Annotated in this window: 15 protein-coding genes; 7 read left to right on the top strand and 8 right to left on the bottom strand. The window is 69.8% G+C overall.

Annotation, left to right across the window (positions count from 1 at the left end; translation table 11 throughout):
- The first annotated feature begins 42 nt into the window (after window positions 1–42).
- Entirely contained in the window at window positions 43–2,001 is a 1,959-nt protein-coding gene (gene dxs, locus AC3B5T_RS17875; protein ID WP_480034311.1) for a 1-deoxy-D-xylulose-5-phosphate synthase, read from the top strand.
- Window positions 2,002–2,042: 41 nt separating this feature from the next.
- Entirely contained in the window at window positions 2,043–3,182 is a 1,140-nt protein-coding gene (locus tag AC3B5T_RS17880; protein WP_280361409.1) for a carboxylate-amine ligase, read from the top strand.
- A gap of 320 nt (window positions 3,183–3,502) precedes the next feature.
- Here the strand turns inward: AC3B5T_RS17880 and AC3B5T_RS17885 are convergent, their stop codons facing one another.
- From AC3B5T_RS17885 to AC3B5T_RS17895, 3 genes are all read right to left on the bottom strand, one after another.
- Window positions 3,503–3,931, bottom strand: a complete 429-nt coding sequence (locus AC3B5T_RS17885) for a type II toxin-antitoxin system Rv0910 family toxin (protein ID WP_068969826.1) — start codon at window positions 3,929–3,931, stop codon at window positions 3,503–3,505.
- Window positions 3,932–4,086: 155 nt separating this feature from the next.
- Window positions 4,087–5,376, bottom strand: coding sequence for an HRDC domain-containing protein (locus AC3B5T_RS17890; RefSeq protein WP_068969823.1), 1,290 nt, complete (start codon window positions 5,374–5,376; stop codon window positions 4,087–4,089).
- Window positions 5,373–5,999 (bottom strand): DUF3000 domain-containing protein, encoded by a 627-nt coding sequence (locus AC3B5T_RS17895; RefSeq protein WP_058250234.1) that lies wholly within the window; start codon window positions 5,997–5,999, stop codon window positions 5,373–5,375. Before AC3B5T_RS17895 ends, AC3B5T_RS17890 begins: the two co-directional genes overlap by 4 nt.
- A gap of 93 nt (window positions 6,000–6,092) precedes the next feature.
- Here AC3B5T_RS17895 and hemE point away from each other — a divergent pair, with 93 nt between their 5' ends.
- From hemE to hemQ, 3 genes are read left to right on the top strand one after another with little or no spacing between them, the layout of a single operon-like run.
- Entirely contained in the window at window positions 6,093–7,157 is a 1,065-nt protein-coding gene (hemE, locus tag AC3B5T_RS17900; RefSeq protein WP_078112320.1) for a uroporphyrinogen decarboxylase, read from the top strand.
- The gene (gene hemG, locus AC3B5T_RS17905; RefSeq protein WP_488357800.1) at window positions 7,157–8,578 is read left to right on the top strand and encodes a protoporphyrinogen oxidase; all 1,422 of its coding nucleotides are present in this window, start codon (window positions 7,157–7,159) and stop codon (window positions 8,576–8,578) included. Before hemE ends, hemG begins: the two co-directional genes overlap by 1 nt.
- Before the next feature lie 57 nt (window positions 8,579–8,635).
- The gene (gene hemQ, locus AC3B5T_RS17910; RefSeq protein WP_044507882.1) at window positions 8,636–9,331 is read left to right on the top strand and encodes a hydrogen peroxide-dependent heme synthase; all 696 of its coding nucleotides are present in this window, start codon (window positions 8,636–8,638) and stop codon (window positions 9,329–9,331) included.
- A gap of 15 nt (window positions 9,332–9,346) precedes the next feature.
- Here the strand turns inward: hemQ and msrB are convergent, their stop codons facing one another.
- The 4 genes from msrB to AC3B5T_RS17930 all read right to left on the bottom strand — a co-directional run bounded on the left by msrB (window position 9,347) and on the right by AC3B5T_RS17930 (window position 13,669).
- Complete coding sequence (gene msrB / locus AC3B5T_RS17915) at window positions 9,347–9,778, bottom strand: peptide-methionine (R)-S-oxide reductase MsrB (RefSeq protein ID WP_010840903.1); 432 nt, start codon at window positions 9,776–9,778, stop codon at window positions 9,347–9,349.
- A gap of 37 nt (window positions 9,779–9,815) precedes the next feature.
- On the bottom strand, window positions 9,816–11,123 hold the full coding sequence (locus AC3B5T_RS17920; RefSeq protein WP_055474667.1) for a glycosyltransferase family 87 protein: 1,308 nt from the start codon (window positions 11,121–11,123) through the stop codon (window positions 9,816–9,818).
- A 59-nt stretch (window positions 11,124–11,182) separates the two neighbouring features.
- Entirely contained in the window at window positions 11,183–12,793 is a 1,611-nt protein-coding gene (locus tag AC3B5T_RS17925; RefSeq protein ID WP_055474666.1) for an alpha/beta hydrolase, read from the bottom strand.
- A gap of 75 nt (window positions 12,794–12,868) precedes the next feature.
- A complete protein-coding gene (locus tag AC3B5T_RS17930; RefSeq protein ID WP_055474665.1) occupies window positions 12,869–13,669 on the bottom strand; it encodes a pyrimidine reductase family protein in 801 nt (266 codons plus the stop codon).
- A 35-nt stretch (window positions 13,670–13,704) separates the two neighbouring features.
- Between AC3B5T_RS17930 and zapE the strand changes: the two genes are divergently transcribed.
- Both zapE and AC3B5T_RS17940 read left to right on the top strand, forming a co-directional pair.
- Complete coding sequence (gene zapE, locus AC3B5T_RS17935) at window positions 13,705–14,718, top strand: cell division protein ZapE (protein ID WP_010840907.1); 1,014 nt, start codon at window positions 13,705–13,707, stop codon at window positions 14,716–14,718.
- Between the two features lie 55 nt (window positions 14,719–14,773).
- Window positions 14,774–15,622: an aldo/keto reductase gene (locus AC3B5T_RS17940; protein ID WP_197282730.1), complete on the top strand. Its 849-nt coding sequence runs from the start codon at window positions 14,774–14,776 to the stop codon at window positions 15,620–15,622.
- Here the strand turns inward: AC3B5T_RS17940 and AC3B5T_RS17945 are convergent.
- Window positions 15,606–16,163 carry a GNAT family N-acetyltransferase gene (locus tag AC3B5T_RS17945; protein WP_055474664.1) on the bottom strand — a complete coding sequence of 186 codons (558 nt, stop codon included), beginning with the start codon at window positions 16,161–16,163 and terminating at the stop codon, window positions 15,606–15,608. The genes AC3B5T_RS17940 and AC3B5T_RS17945 overlap by 17 nt on opposite strands.
- Window positions 16,164–16,166 lie beyond the last annotated feature (3 nt).

The following is a 16,166-nucleotide window of genomic DNA, read 5'->3' on the forward strand; positions in this document are numbered from 1 at the left end:
CTCGACAGCCGACCTGGCGTCACGCCGGTGATGGAGGAAACGATGGGTGTGCTCGACCGGATCAGCTCGCCGGCCGATCTCCGGCCGCTGTCGGACGAGGAGATGAAGGTCCTCTCGGCCGAGATCCGGACGTTCCTGATCGAGAAGGTCGCCGCCACGGGCGGACATCTCGGACCGAACCTCGGAGTCGTCGAGTTGACCCTCGGTATCCACCGCGTCTTCGACTCGCCGTCGGATCCGATCCTGTTCGACACCGGCCACCAGTCCTACGTCCACAAGATCGTCACCGGACGCAAAGACGGCTTCGATCAGCTGCGCCAGCGCGACGGGCTCACCGGCTACCAGGAGCGCGCGGAGTCCGAACACGACTGGGTGGAGTCTTCGCACGCGTCGGCGGCGCTGTCGTATGCGGACGGGCTCGCGAAGTCCTTCGAACTGACCGGTCAGCCGGATCGCACGGTGGTCGCGGTGGTCGGCGACGGCGCCCTGACCGGCGGCATGTGCTGGGAGGCGATCAACAACATCGCCGCCTGCAACCGCCGGGTCGTCATCGTCGTCAACGACAACGGTCGGTCCTATGCGCCGACGATCGGCGGACTCGCGAGCCACCTGTCGGGGCTGCGCCTGCAACCCGGGTACGAGAAGTTCCTCGACGAGGGTCGCCGCGTCGTCAAGCAGGTGCCGGTCGTCGGGGAGCCGGCATACGCCGTCCTGCACGGGATGAAGAGCGGGCTCAAGGACCTCCTGGCCCCGCAGGCGATGTTCACCGATCTCGGACTGAAGTACGTCGGACCCGTCGACGGTCACGACATCGACGCGGTCGAGTCGGCGCTGCGGCAGGCCCGCGACTTCGGCGGCCCGGTGATCGTGCACACCGTGACCCGCAAGGGCATGGGCTACGCCCACGCCGAGAACCACGTCGCCGACCTCATGCATGCGACCGGCATCATCGACCCGGTCACCGGCCGGCCCACGAGCGTCTCACCCCAGGACTGGACCGCCGTGTTCTCCGCCGCACTGCTCGACGCCGGCGCCAACCGTCCCGACGTCGTCGCGATCACCGCGGCGATGCCCGGGCCGACGGGACTCACCCCCTTCGGCGAGCGCTACCCGGACCGCATGTTCGACGTCGGCATCGCCGAACAGCATGCGATGACCTCGGCGGCCGGTCTCGCGCTCGGCGGACTGCATCCGGTCGTCGCGATCTACTCGACGTTCCTCAATCGCGCATTCGATCAGCTGCTGATGGACGTCGCGCTGCTGAAGCAGCCGGTGACGCTCGTCCTCGACCGTTCCGGCATCACCGGACCCGACGGCCCCAGCCACCACGGCATGTGGGATCTCTCGCTGATGGCGATGGTGCCCGGCCTGCGGGTCGCCGCACCCCGTGACGCCGTCCGACTGCGCGAGGAGTTCGACGAGGCTCTCGGCGTCGCCGACGGCCCCACAGCCCTCCGGTTCTCCAAAGGTGCTGTCCCCGAAGACATCCGGGCGGTCGAGCGGCTCGACGACGGTGTCGACGTGCTGCACCGGACGGACCGGGACCTCGGTCCGGCGGGCGGCGATGTGCTCATCGTCGCGGTCGGTGCCTTCTGCGGGCTGGCCGTCGACACCGCCGAACGCCTGGCCCGTCAGGGAATCGATGCGACGGTCGTGGATCCGCGCTGGGTACTGCCGGTGCCCACCTCGGTGGTCGAGGTCGCGCGCCGCCACCGGCTCGTCGTCACGCTCGAGGACGGGTGCACCAGCGGCGGCGTCGGGTCCGCGGTCGCCGCCGCGCTGTCGGCGGCGGAGGTGCTCGTCCCGGTCCAGATCAAGGGCATCCCGCAGGAGTTCATCGCACACGCCTCGCGCAACGAGATCCTCGCCGATATCGGGTTGACCGCGCAGGACCTCGCCCGGTCGATCACCGCGACGGTCTCGGGCATGCAGGCCGGTCCCGGCCTGGACCGGGCGATCGAGAACACGCCCGATCCGGCGGAGAGCCGCGCCGAGGACTGACGTCCCGTTTGACCGATGCCGCCGCTGGGCATTTTCGCCGTGTGAACGACGAGTACGGTTCCGCGGGCGGGGATTTCCGGGGCATTCCGGCGCCGACCCTCGGGGTCGAGGAGGAGTTCGTCCTCGTCGACCGGGAGACCGGACGGCCGGTCGGGAGCAACCGCGAGGTGGCGACCGCGGCATCCGCGCGCGGCCTCGACCTCGAGTTGGAACTCACCTCGTCGCAGGTGGAGATCGCCACGCCGACCGCGGCGACGAGCCAGGAGATCGGCGACCACCTGCACCGGCTGCGGGGCATCCTGGCGGCGGCGGCCGGTGAGGTAGGCGTCGACGTGGTCGCCTGCGGGGTGCCGCCACGCGTGCCCGAGTCGTTTCCGGTGACCGACACCGGCCGCTACCGGGCGATCGCGGCGCGGTACGGCATGCTGGCCCACGAACAGGGCATCAGCGGCTGTCACGTCCACGTGGGTGTCCCGGACACCGACACCGCCGTCGCGGTGTGCAATCGCCTGCGCCCGTGGCTACCGATACTGCTTGCGCTGTCGGCGAACTCGGCGATCTACCGCGACGCCGACTCCGGCCACGCCAGTTGGCGCTCGGTGCTCTGGTCGCGATGGCCGGCGGCGGGACCGCCACCGCACCTGCGCTCGGCCGAACACTTCGCTGAGACGGTCGAACTCCTCGTGGCCACGGGCACGATCCTGGACCCGCACATGCTGTATTGGGACGCTCGGCCGTCGGATCACCTGCCCACGGTCGAGGTGCGGGTCGGGGACGTGCAGATGCGGGTGGAGGAGACACAGACCTTCGCCACCCTCGTCCGTGCGGCGGTGATGACCGCCCTCGACGACCTGCGCGCGGGGGACCGGCGGTTCCCGGCCGCGGACCTCGATCCGGCGCTGCTGTCGGCCGCGTACTGGATCGCCGCCCACGACGGCGTCGACGGGCGCGCGCTCGACCCGACGACCGGCGCGTTGGTGCCGGTCTGGACGCGGGTCGAGCAGTTCCTCACCGTGCTCGCGCCGGCGCTGGACCGACTCGGTGAGCGGGACGGCGTCATGCAGGCGCTGGACCGGCTGCGTCTGGATGGCAACGGGGCCTCTCGCCAGCGGCGCCTCTTCGAGGAGTCCGGATCGGCTCTCGCCGTGGTCCGGGCCGCGACGCTGCACCCGCCCGTCTGACGACGGACGCCTGCCCTTCGTGGGGCTCGTCGCTAGGCGCTCCTCGCACCTCAGTACCAGCGGCCTGACGGCCGTCCTGGACTACGAAAGAAACCCGTGTGCTCGCGGCGAGCCTTACTACTGCTCCCTGAGGAGGCCGGAGCTTGCGGAGGCCGTCACGAAGGGTCCTGGCGAGATGCGTCGCGAACCCTTCGTGGCTCGTCGCTGGCGCTCCTCGCACCTCAGGGAGCGGAGGGAGGGTGTCGCTTGCACCCCACAGACCAGCGGTTTGGTGGTTCCTCGGGTTAGGGTGCAGAGGGGTCAGGTCGGCCCCGATCGACTCAGCGCAGTGTCGCCAGGTTCGAGATCGACTTGTGCACATCGGATTCCAGGATCTTGGCGACGAGCCTGCCGACCGAGCCGTTGAGCAGACCGCCGGACAACTCGGCCGACAGGTCGAAGTGCGAACCGTCGGCGATCTCGTCGACCTTCATCGCCAGATCGATGTTCACCCCGCCGCGGCCGGTTCCCGACAGCGCGATGAGCCGCGGCTCGTCGTAATCGGTGACGGTCCAGTGGATCACATTGCGGAAGCCCTTGACCTTGATGAGGGAGGAGATGGTGGTGCCCTCGGCGATCGTGTCGGGGACCGGCGAGCGCCACCCGCCGAAGATGGTCATCCACTCGTCGAAGCGCGAGAGGTTGCTGGCGAGCGCCCATGCTGCGCTCGGTTCGAGGTCGGAGTCGATGCCGACGGAGACTGTGGCCACGGAACTGCTCCCATCGCGGAAGGTGGTGTGCACACCGGAGGTGACTTCCCGGTGGCTCGCGTACTCGGGTGATGGCATTCGGGTCGTGACCCCCGAATGTACGCGAAGGTCGGCACCACAGCGCGATGGCCGGGGGTCTCGTCGGGCTGGGCGATCTACTCGGCGGCCGCCGTCGGCCCTGGTCGGGCGGCGTCGAGGAGGGCCTCGGTCAGGGCCTCCGCACAGAGCGTCCGCTGCCACGTGCGGGCGCCGGCGGCGGCCAGATGTGCATCGAGCGCCTCGGTCGTGATCGGTTCCGGCAACCCGTCCCAGCACAGCTGTCGCACCACGTCGGGTGCGAGGAGGTTCTCCACCGGCAGGGTGTGGTCTTCGGCGATCTGTTTGAGCACCGGCCGGACCGCCTGCAGCCGCGCCGCGGCCTCCGGGTTGCGCTGATCCCACCGGCTGACCGGGGGCAGGCCCGGTCCGGTCGACTTCCGCGAGGGCAGCTTGCTGTCGGGGATCTCGCGCGCCCGCTGCAGCGCGGACATCCAGATCCCGGCCTGACGGCGCTGGCGCGGACCGCCGAAGACCGGCAGCTTGGTGAGTTCGGCGATGGACTGGGGGTTCACGGTCGCGGCGTTGACGATGGCCGTGTCGGGCAGGACACGTCCGGGCGCGACATCCCGACGCTGCGCCAGTTCCTCACGCGCGGTCCACAATTCGCGGACCGCGGCGAGGGCGCGGGTGGATTTGACGGTGTGCACGTTCGACGTCTTGCGCCACCGGTCGGTGCGCGGCGGTGCCGGTGGCCGGCCCAGGACGTAAGCGAATTCCTCTCGCGCCCAGCCGTCCTTGCCAGCTTCCGCGAGTGCGGCGTCCATGGCGTCGCGCAGTTCGACGAGGACCTCGACGTCGAGCGCGGCATAGTTCAGCCATTCGTCGGGCAGCGGGCGGCGCGACCAGTCGGCGGCGCCGTGTCCCTTGAGGAGTCCGAGCCCGAGGAACTCCGCCACCATCGCGGCGAGGTTGACCTTCGCCAGGCCCAGGAGGCGTCCGGCCAGCTCGGTGTCGTACAGCTCGACGCACTCGAAACCGAGTTCGCGGAGGCACGGGAGGTCCTGATCGGCCGCGTGCAGCACCCATTCCGGTCCGCGCATCGCGTCGATGACGGGCGCCAGCGCGCCGGGATCACCGATCGGGTCCAGCAGGAAGCTCCCCGATCCGCGTCGTTTGATCTGGATCAGATAGGCGCGTTGTGAGTACCGGTAGCCCGACGCGCGTTCGGTGTCGACGGCGATCGGCCCGTCGCCGGCTGCCAGAGCGGCTGCCGCGTCGGCGAATTCGGTGGCGGTCGCCAGTACCGGGGGCACGCCGTCGGCCGGCCGGAGCAACGGGGTGACCTCCGGCGCGGGGTCCGGCTCGATCGGGTTCTCGGCCGCATCCCCGGGGGCGGAGTCGTTCACGTCGCGCCGAGTTCGGTGACCCCGACCGGCGGGAGGCCGGCGGCGGAGGCGAGCACGTCGCAGAACGCCTCGAGGTGGTTGTTCAGGCCGTCCGAGCTCAGGGCGGTCCACGAGGCGCGCACCTCGAGCTGATGTGCGCGCGGAGGTCCGGCGATGTCGCCGTACCGGACCGACGTCGTGGAGGTGACGGTGCCGCCGAGCGCGGTCACCTCGACGCGGTGGGCGGAACCGTCGGGCGTGGCGGTCGCGCCCACCGGGACGCCGAGGGCGTCGCTGAGCCAGCTCCAGGCCACCTCGGGCAGCAGCGGATCCATGGCCAGGGCCGCCTCCACCTCCGCCTGGAGGAACGCGACGAGGCGCATGGTGCCGTTCCACGCGTCCTGTCCAGCGGGATCGAACAGCAGGATGAGGCGCCCGAAGGCGCTTCCCTGCGAATCCGTGGGCACCACGTCGAGGTCCTCGGGCGGGCGCACCTCGGCGCCGACGGCGTAGCTGTACGGCGCCAGGCGCTGCGGCGGGCGGATGGGCCCGACCTCGATCTCGCGGCGCACCCGGGCAGCATGCAGCGACTCCACCGCCGCGCGGAAATCAGCAGGCTCGTCCGGAGCTCCCGAAGAGGTCACCGTTCGACCGTAGGGCTGGGGTGCCCGGCCACGGCGGAGGCGCGCCGAGGACCACCCGTGCGCAGATCGAGGGGCATGGCAGAGTAAGCGGTGATGTCGAACGCAACTGGTACCCGGGTCCATAGGTCGAACCTGCCGCTCGTCGCCGCGGCCACCGGCGCGACCCCGTCACGCCGGCCGGTGTGGTTCATGCGGCAAGCAGGCCGCTCGCTGCCCGAGTACCGGGCCATCCGCGCCGATCACGGCATGCTGGAGTCCTGCTTCGACGCCGAACTGGTCTGCGAGATCACCATGCAGCCCGTCCGCCGGCACGACGTCGACGCGGCGATCCTGTTCTCCGACATCGTGGTGCCGCTCAAGGCCGCCGGCATCGACCTCGACATCGTCGCGGGCACCGGGCCGGTGATCGCCGAGCCGGTGCGCTCGCCCGACGCGGTGTCGCGCATCCCGCGGCTGGAACCGGCGGCGGTCGGCTCGATCGCGCGGGCCATCGAACTGCTGCTCGGCGAGCTGGGGGACCAGGTGGCGCTGATCGGCTTCGCCGGAGCGCCGTTCACCCTGGCCTCGTACCTCATCGAGGGCGGCCCGAGCCGCAACTACGAGCGGACCAAGGCGATGATGCACGGCGACCCGGAGACGTGGGCCGAGCTGATGGCGCGTCTCGCCGACATCACCATCGCGTTCCTGCGCGTCCAGCTGGAGGCCGGGGTCGACGCGATCCAGCTCTTCGACTCGTGGGCGGGCATGCTGTCGGCCGCCGACTACCAGCGTTTCGTCGCACCGCACAGCGCCCGTGTCCTGGCCGAGGTCGCCGGGTACGGCGTCCCGCGCATCCACTTCGGCGTCGGCACCGGTGAGCTGCTCGCCCCGATGGCGCATGTCGGTGCCGATGTCATCGGCGTCGACTGGCGTGTGCCGCTCGAGGAGGCCGTGCGCCGGGTGGGTCCGGGTAAGGCAGTGCAGGGCAACCTCGATCCGACACTGCTGTTCGCCGGCCCCGACGTCGTCGACGCCGAGGTCCGCCGGGTGGTCGCCGACGGTGACCGGGCGATCGCCGCCGGGGCGGTCGGGCACATCTTCAACCTCGGACACGGCGTGCTGCCCGGCACCGACCCGGACGTGCTGACACGCGCCGTCGAAGTCATCCACAGCCTCTGATGTCCCCGCGGGTCCGAATCGCGATCGTCGGCGGCGGGATCTCCGGTCTGACCGCCGCCTACCGCCTTCGTCGTGCGCTCGGGCCCGACGCGCACCTCGACCTGCTCGAGGCCTCCGGACGGGTGGGCGGGGTCCTGCACACCACGACGGTGGGCGGTCGGGCCGTCGACGTCGGGGCCGAGGCGTTCATCGTCCGGCGACCCGAGGCGCTCGAACTCGTCACCGAACTGGGCCTCGCCGACCGGATCGTCTCGCCGACGCCGCGCCGTCCCGCGGTGTGGTCGGGTAAGCGGTTGCATCCGTTGCCCAGTCCGGCGCTGATGGGCATCCCGGCCGGACCGGCCGTCGTCGACGGTCTCGCCGACCCCGAGGACGTCGACCGCATGTCCGGTGAACCCGACCGTTCGATGCGGTGGGAAGCCGGGACCAATACGTCGGTCGGGCAGCTGGTCGCCGACCGGTTCGGGCCCTCGGTGGTGGCGCGCAGCGTCGACCCGATGCTCGGGGGTGTGTACTCCAGTCTCGCCTCCGACATCGGGGTCCGCGAGGCGCTACCGGCGCTGGCCACGCGCCTCGACGCGGGCGCGCCGTCGCTCACGGCGGCCGTCGGGGCCCTCATCGCCGCCGGCGCGGGCGCGTCGGGACCCGTCTTCGGTGCACTCGTGGGCGGCTACGCGATCCTCCTCGACGCCCTGCGGACCGCGGCCGGGGTCGACCCCGACACCAGCAGTCCGATCACCGAACTCGTTCCGTCGGGGGATGGCTGGGAGCTCGACGTGGACGGGGCCGCAGACCGGCGACCGTACGACGGGGTGATCCTGGCGGTGCCGGCGTGGCGGGCCGGCGATCTCCTGCATCGGTCCGTGCCGGACCTGTCCGTTCCGTTGCGGACCGTCCGGCGCGCCTCGTCGGTCGTGGTGTCGATCGCGTTCGCGCCGGGCACAGTGCTGCCCGAGCACTCGGGTGTGCTGGTGGGCACCGGAGAAGGGTTGCGCGCCAAGGCGTTCACGTTCAGCTCACAGAAGTGGGCCCATCTGTCGGGGCCGGACCCGTCGGGCGCGGACCGGCCGGTGTCGGTCCGTGCGTCGTTCGGGCGGTTCGGTGCGCCGGTGCCGGATGAGGCCACCGAACCCGGGGTCGACGACCGGTTGCGGAGTGCGGCGCTGGAGGATCTCGACGAGGTGTGCCGTGCCGCCGGCGTCGCGCCGGTGTCGTCGCGGGTCGTCGACGTGTACGTGCAGCGCTGGGACGACGGGCTGCCGGTCTATGCGCCGGGCCACCTCGCGGCGATGGCGCGGGTGCTGGCCGCGCGCCCACCGCGCCTCGCACTGGCCGGGTCGTCGTACGCAGGGGTCGGGGTACCGGCGTGTATCGGCCGGGCCGGCCGCGCGGCGGCCGAGCTGCTCGACGATCTGACGTGACCTGTCACCGCTGACCTGCCTGGTAGTTGTGTGGGCGGCGGTGGCACGATGGCATCCATGAGCCGCTTGGACTACGCAGAACTCAACTCGACGATCCGCTACCTGATGTTCTCGGTGTTCGCGGTGCGCCCCGGTGAACTGGGTACCGACCGCGATCAGGCCAAATCCGACGCCACGGACTTCTTCAAGTCACTCGAGGACAGCGGCGTCGTGGTGCGCGGGGTGTACGACGTGTCGGGGCTGCGCGCCGACGCCGATTTCATGATCTGGTGGCACGCCGCCGACGTCGAGCCGATCCAGGCCGCCTATGCGAAGTTCCGCCGCGAGACCGTTCTGGGACGCGCGTGCAACCCCGTGTGGAGCAATGTCGCCCTGCACCGCCCCGCCGAGTTCAACAAGAGCCACATCCCGGCGTTCCTCGCGGGCGAGGACCCCGGCAACTACATCTGCGTCTACCCGTTCGTGCGGTCCTACGAGTGGTACCTGCTGCCCGACGAGGAGCGTCGCAAGATGCTCGCCGACCACGGCAAGGCGGCCCGCGCGTACAAGGACGTCCGAGCCAACACGGTGTCGTCGTTCGCCCTCGGCGACTACGAGTGGCTGCTGGCCTTCGAGGCCCCCGAGCTGCATCGCATCGTCGATCTCATGCGTGACCTGCGTGCCACCGAGGCCCGGATGCACGTACGCGAGGAGACGCCGTTCTTCACCGGTCCCCGGGTCGAGGTGCCCGCGCTCATCGACGCGCTGCCCTGATCCGGGGGACCGTCGCTACTCGGCGGGTTCCAGTTTCAGGCTGATGCTGTTGATGCAGTAGCGGAGGTCGGTGGGGGTGTCGTAGCCCTCACCGGCGAAGACGTGACCGAGGTGGCTCTTGCAGTTCGCGCAGAGCACCTCGACGCGCCGCATACCGAGCGAGGTGTCCTCGACCTCGATGATCTTGTCGCCGGCCAGCGGAGAGAAGAACGACGGCCAGCCGCAATGTGATTCGAACTTCTGCTCGCTGCGGAACAGCTCGGTGTCGCAGGCGCGGCACCGATAGACCCCGACCGTCTTGGTGTCGGTGTACTCGCCGGTGAAGGGGGCCTCGGTACCCGCCTGGCGTAGGACCCGGTATTCGGCGGGAGTCAGGCGCTGCTTCCACTGCTCGTCGGTGAGGTCGGCGAGATTCTCGGTGTCGGTCCGCGGGGTGCTGTCGGTCATGCCTTCCACGGTAGCGCGCGCGTCCGGACCGACTGTGTCAGCGCTGTTTCGACAGGCTGATCGAGTCCTTGTCGCCGGGCTCCGCCGTGCTGTCGAAGGCGTCGGCTCCACCGGCCGGGATGCGCGGCGCATCGGACTCCGACCGGACCGGCGTCACCATGCCGGTCACCCCGTCGGACCGCATGTCGAGGTAGCGGAACAGCAGCGAGCAGAACACCGCGATCATCAGCAGCGACCAGCCCCACGTGACCTTGTTGTACTCGACCATCCAGCCGAACGCGGTCCAGCGGTCGGAGTAGAAGCCGTCGAAGGTCATACACCCGTAGACGCCCAGCCACGCCGGCCAGTTGCGCATCGGTGACCCGGGTAGCAGCACCGTCATGAGCAGCGGGAACAGGAGCATCGAGTAGTAGCCCTGGCCGAGCGAGCCGACCAGGAACGTGGTGCACAGCAGCACTCCCGATGACGCCGTGAGCCACAGCATTTCGTTGGTCTTGCGGTAGTAGCGGTACAGGAACCACAGCGAGAACGCGGCCATCACCACGAACGCCACGCGCAGCAGCAGGATCAACCACGGGGCGACACCGAAGTACGCGCCGTTGCCGGCGATCGAGCTGTTGTAGTAGTCGCGCGCCTCGCCGAGATACGGGACCGTTCGGCTGATGAAGTCGTTCGCGTCGACCGAGAGCGGCCAGGCGACGACCGTCAGGACGACCGGGATCGCGATGGAGAGGGCGAACACCCGCCACTGACGATTGAGCAACGGCAAGAGCATGAGAGGCGCCAGCACCGGCTTGACGGCCAGAGTCAACCCCATCGGTACGCCGGCCCACCAGTCGTGCCGGGTCAGCATCAGCATGAGAAATGCGATCAGCCCCAGGAGCACGAACGAGTTGAAGTTCGTGAAGATCAGTGTGTGCGAGACGGTCTCGGTGCTGAAGAAGAAGAACAGGACCGTCGGCAGGACCCACGAGTTGATCGCGTAGCCGAACATGCGGGTGAGCAGGTAGGCGGAGACCAGCAGGGCGATCACGCTGACGGCGATGAAGGCCCAGCGCGCGCGCTCGTAGTCGATGACCGCGACCGGTGCCATCAGGAGGGTTCCCGATGGTGGATAGAGGTAGTGCGGGTCCACGGTGGCGTAGTTCTCGCCGTAGACAGGCAGACCGTTGAGGAAGTTGAAGGCCGCGTTGTACACGGGCTTGAAGTCATCGGTGCGGTCGCCGTTGACCCCCAGGAACACCGAGCGGTGCACGACCATGAGCAGGCTGATCGGCCACAGGACCATCGGGATGATCCGTTGAGCACTCATCGGGGGGTAGAGATACCTGTCGAGATTGGCCACCCGCGAACCGTACTACGCGCGCCGTCGAGCTCAGAACCCTGCGCGGGGTCCGACCGTCCTCACGTCGGGCAGCCGCGCTGGGTCGGGCCCTGCAGACGGGCCCGGTCGACATATTCGACGACGACGCCGGCGGCGCAGGCGCTCCGTCCCAGGACCGAGAAGCCCAGACCATCCCAGGTGACCGTCACCGGTTCGGCTCCGGCGTTCATGAACAGCGGGACCAGGGCGGCGGCTCCCTCACCGCCGTTGATGGAGTCGCGCGTCCCGTTGAGGATCAGCGGGTCGGCCGGCAGCGACGTGGGTGGCCGGACCGGATCGCCCGACGCCCAGCCGTTGCATCGGACGAGCGAGAGCGCGCTGTCGGCGCCGGTGAGGGGATTCTGCTTCGACCACGCGTCCACGAGGCCCGGCACTTCGTTCTGGCCGACCGGTCCGGTGACGTCGTTGCAGCGGGAGACGTGGGCGCCGTCGGGGAGCCGGAGGGTCGCGGCGCGTTCGGCGAGGCGGACGAGCGCCGCGGTCTCCCCGCGGTCGGCGGCCGCGATCGCGTCGGCGAGGTCGAGGAGCGACTGCGGCCGGTCCGCGGCGAGTGCAAGTGTCGTCGTGATCGCGCTGAGGGCGGTGGTGTCCGACAGCGACGGGAGGTCGCCCGCGCGTGCCTTGGTCAGCAGGCGGGTCATCGTCGCGACTCCGTTGGAGCCGAGCGCACAGCCGGTCAGCGCCGAACAGCGCTGTGCGAAGCCTTGCAGGGCGAACTGAACGCCCTGTGCCTGCGACTGCGCGCGGTCGCGCGCGTTCGCGCCGAACGGCGTCGGGGTGTCCAGGATGATCCGCCCGGCACGTCCGCCGTACAGCGACGCGTAGCTGAGCACGACGTCGGAACCCTCGCCGGTCCCGATGAGCCCGAGGTGTTCGACGCCCCAGCGCTGACGGAGCGACTCGAGGTCCGCGGCTGCGTTCGCCGCCCCGAAGCTCAGCTGGTAGGGGGTGAGCGTCTCCGTGCAACCGTCGGAGGACGACGACCCGGCGGCCGCCAGCCGGGAGATCCGTGCGTCGGTGGTCGTCCCGCGTTCGGTGAGGCCGTTGTTCGCGATCGTCTCGCGTTCCAGTCGGGTCATGCAGTCGATGTCACTGCTGAGCGGGATTCCGCGATGGTCGACCGCGACGACGGGGTGCGACGCGAGCAGTGCCCGGCCCGGCCCGGCCGTCATCACCATCAGGGTTCGGGACGACGGCAGGTCGGAGCCGGAGGTGAGGACGAGCGGCGCGGCATCGGGTGGGGTGTCGGCCGTACGGGCTCGGGTCACCGCCACCGAGATGGCCTCGCCGTCGGGTTTGTCACGGTCGATGGGCGAGTCGTATTCGGCGCATTCGACGGTCACGCCCTCCGGACGTGCGACCCCGTACCGTTCGCTGGTCTCCGCCGCGCACTCGCTCCACTCGAGATCGGTCTTGGGCGCTGCGAGCGCCGGTACCGGTGGAGCGGTAGACGAGGACGGGGCCGGCCCCTGCTGACCGCCGCCCCCCGGGATCAGGTCCGGGCCCCGATCGGGGCCGACCGCGCAGGAGGAGAGGACGATCGCCGCGATCGCGCCGACGACGACACCCGCGAGAACCCTCGGGCGGGTGCTCGGTCCTACGCCGACGGCCGGGGTGTGCGCTCTTGGCATGTCCGCGAGAGTAGTCAACGTCGACCGAGAAGACCCCGGGCCGGGTGTCGGCGCGTCAGGCGTGGAACCGACGGCTCACTGCGTCGAGGAGCGGCCGTGACGGAGCCAGCGGGTGAACACGAAGCCGTCGTCGTCGGTGATGATCGTCGCCGGACGCAGGGCGCGTAGCACCGCTGACCCGTCGGCGGACCCCGAGCCCCCGGTGGCCACGATGCGCCCGGCGTTCCCCCCGACCAGGTGCGGGCTCGTGGTCAGGCAGAGTTCGTCGAGGGCGTCGGCCGCCACGAGTGAACCCAGCAGGCTGGGGCCGCCTTCGCAGAGCACACGTGACCATCCGCGATCGGCGCACCGCTCCAGGATCGCCGGTGTCGACACGGTGTCGTCGCCGCAGTCGAGCAGGGTCGCGCCTGCGTCGAGCAGCGCTCGCCGACGATCAGCGGGTGCGCTGGTGCACGTGAGGATGACCGTGTTCGGGTCGGACACGGGCTCGAAGTCGGGTGGTATCGACAGCGATCGGGACACCAGCGCGAGTGCCGGCGCAGGGGCCTGCCCCAGCGATTCGCGATGCGCGGCGAGAGCCTCGTCCGGCTGGGGCTGGCCGTAACCCTCGGTCGTCGCGGTGCCCGCGCCCACCAGGATGACGTCGGCGAGTCCGCGCAGCACGCGGAAGACGGCCTTGTCACCGGGTCCACCGAGTCCGCCCGATTTGCCGTCGTAGGTGACGGCCCCGTCGATCGACGACACCATGTTGGCGCGTACGAACGGCGCGGCTGCGCCGGGACCCGACGACGGACGAGGTGGGTAGAGGTAGAGCTCGGCCAACCGGTCCAGTTCGTCGTCGGGTGTGACCTGGGTCGCTTTCTGCAGGTGGAACATGTGTCCATCATTCCGCGGATGGCTACTCTCCACACATGGTGGCCCGACTCTGCGATCGCAACCCTGCGACCTCGCCCGACGCACTCATCGACGAGATGGTGCCCCCGTCGACCTTCGACGACGTGAGCTTCGACTCCTACATCCCCGACCCGAACGAGCCGTCGCAGGCCGAAGCGGTGGCCAAAGCGCGCGACTTCGTGGTGCGAGCGTCGAAGGCGCGCTCCGGGAAGAAGGGCCTGTTCTCGCGCAAGTCACCGTCCCAGGGCGTCGGCCTCTACCTCGACGGCGGTTTCGGCGTCGGCAAGACCCACCTCCTGGCGTCCATCTATCACTCGATGCCCGCGCCGAAGTCGTTCGCGACGTTCGTGGAGGTGACCCACGTGGTCGGCGCGCTCGGCTTCGTGAACGCGGTCGAACGACTCTCGCAGCACACCGTGCTGTGTATCGACGAGTTCGAGCTCGACGACCCGGGCGACACGATGCTCGTCTCGCGGCTGCTCACCGAACTCACCGCCAAGGGCGTCTCGATCGTGGCCACCTCCAACACGCTTCCCGGACAGCTCGGCGAAGGCCGGTTCGCCGCCCAGGACTTCCTCCGCGAGATCCGCAAACTCTCGGCCGTGTTCGAGACGATTCGCGTCGACGGTCCCGACTACCGTCATCGTGATCTGCCGCCGGCACCGGAGCCGCGCAGTGAGTCGGAGCTGACCGCGATCGCCGAATCAACCGAGGGTGCGACCCTCGACGACTTCGACGCTCTGTGCGACCACCTCAGCACGCTGCACCCGTCGAAGTACAAGGACCTCGTCGACGGCGTCTCCCTGGTCTGCATCTCGGGAGTGCATCCGGCAGAAGACCAGTCGGTGGCGCTGCGCCTGGTCGTGCTCGCCGACCGCCTCTACGACGCCCACATCCCGGTCACCGTCGCGGGAGCGAAGCTCGACGAGATCTTCACCGACGAGATGCTCGCCGGTGGCTATCGCAAGAAGTACCTGCGCGCGACGTCGCGTCTGCTCGCCCTGTCGCGGTTCGCGGAGTCGGCCGCCTGAACTCCGGGCCGACACCATGGTCGGCCCGCACGCTTGAGGTCGTAGCGTGCTCTCCATGACCGCTGCGATCTGGACTGACGGGGTGCCCGTCCAAGGGCTCGGGCTGATGCGACTGACCGACGACGGATGGGGCGACAGCGACCGTGACCCGGCCACGCTCGTGCAGGTGGCGCTCGACGAAGGAGTCACACTTCTCGACACCGCCGAGATGTACGGCAACGAGGACATAGTCGGACGGGCACTGGGTTCCCATCGCGATCAGATCACCCTCTGTAGCAAGTTCGGCGTGTACCGGGGTGACTCAGGTCGTCACGACGACTGGTACGTGCGCGCCGATCCCGCGACCGTGCGCACAGCCGTCGACGGTTCGCTTGGTCGGCTCGGTGTCGATCACCTCGACCTCTACTACCTGCATCACCGCAGCGAGGAGACGCCGATCGAGGAGACCGTCGAGGCGATGGCCGAGTTGAAGCAGGCCGGCAAGATCCGCGCTCTGGGACTGTCGAATGTCACGCTCGAGGACATCCGCCGTGCACACGCCGTGCATCCGATTGCGGCAGTGCAGGAACAGTGGTCACTGACGCAGCGCGGTGTCGAGGACTACCTGCCGACACTCGCGGAGCTGGGAATCGCGTTGGTCGCGCACTCGCCGATGGGGCACGGGGTCCTGAACCAGAACGCCGACGGGGAGCTCGCACACGAGCTCTCTCGTATCGCTTCGGAGCTCGGGGTCGGGGCCGGACAGGTCGCGCTCGCGTGGGTCCACCAATGCGCGCGTCAGACCCAGGGGACCGTGATACCTCTTCCCGGAACGAGCAGCGTCAGCCACCTGCGCGCGAACGTGGCCGCGTCCCGCATCGAACTGGGGGACGTGGACATCCGCCGGCTCACAGCCGCAGTGTGAACACGTAATCGTGCTCGACGCTGTCCCCGAGGGCGAAGGTCTTCTCTCCGACACGCGTGAAGTCCATCTTCGCGTAGAACCGCTGGGCGCGGACGTTCTGCTGGTTGACACCGAGCCACACGACGCTGCTGCCGTGTGATCGGGCACGCTCGAGCGCCGCGGTCATCAGCAGACGGGACGGGCTGGCGCCCTGGCGGGAGTGATGGTCGGGGAGTACGTACAGCTTCGACACCTCGGTGACCGGACGTCCGGTGACGACGGCACACACGTCGGGGTCGGTCGGTTCTCGGTGGAAGACCAGCGCGTAACCCACGATCGGACCGCCGGCGCCGTCGCGTGCCACCAGGACGTCGGTCTGCGGCTCGGCGATGTGTTCGCGAAAGTTGTTCTCGCGCAGTTTGTTTTCGATGAAACCGGAGATGTCGTCGGGGGTCGCGTGCGGTGGGCACGCGAGCGGGAACGTGCGTGCGGCCACATCCGCGACCGAGGCTGCGGCGGCGGGATCGGTCACGAGTTCGACGGCGAAGGCGATGTCGTCCACGTC

Source organism: Gordonia sp. G4 (assembly GCF_057770005.1).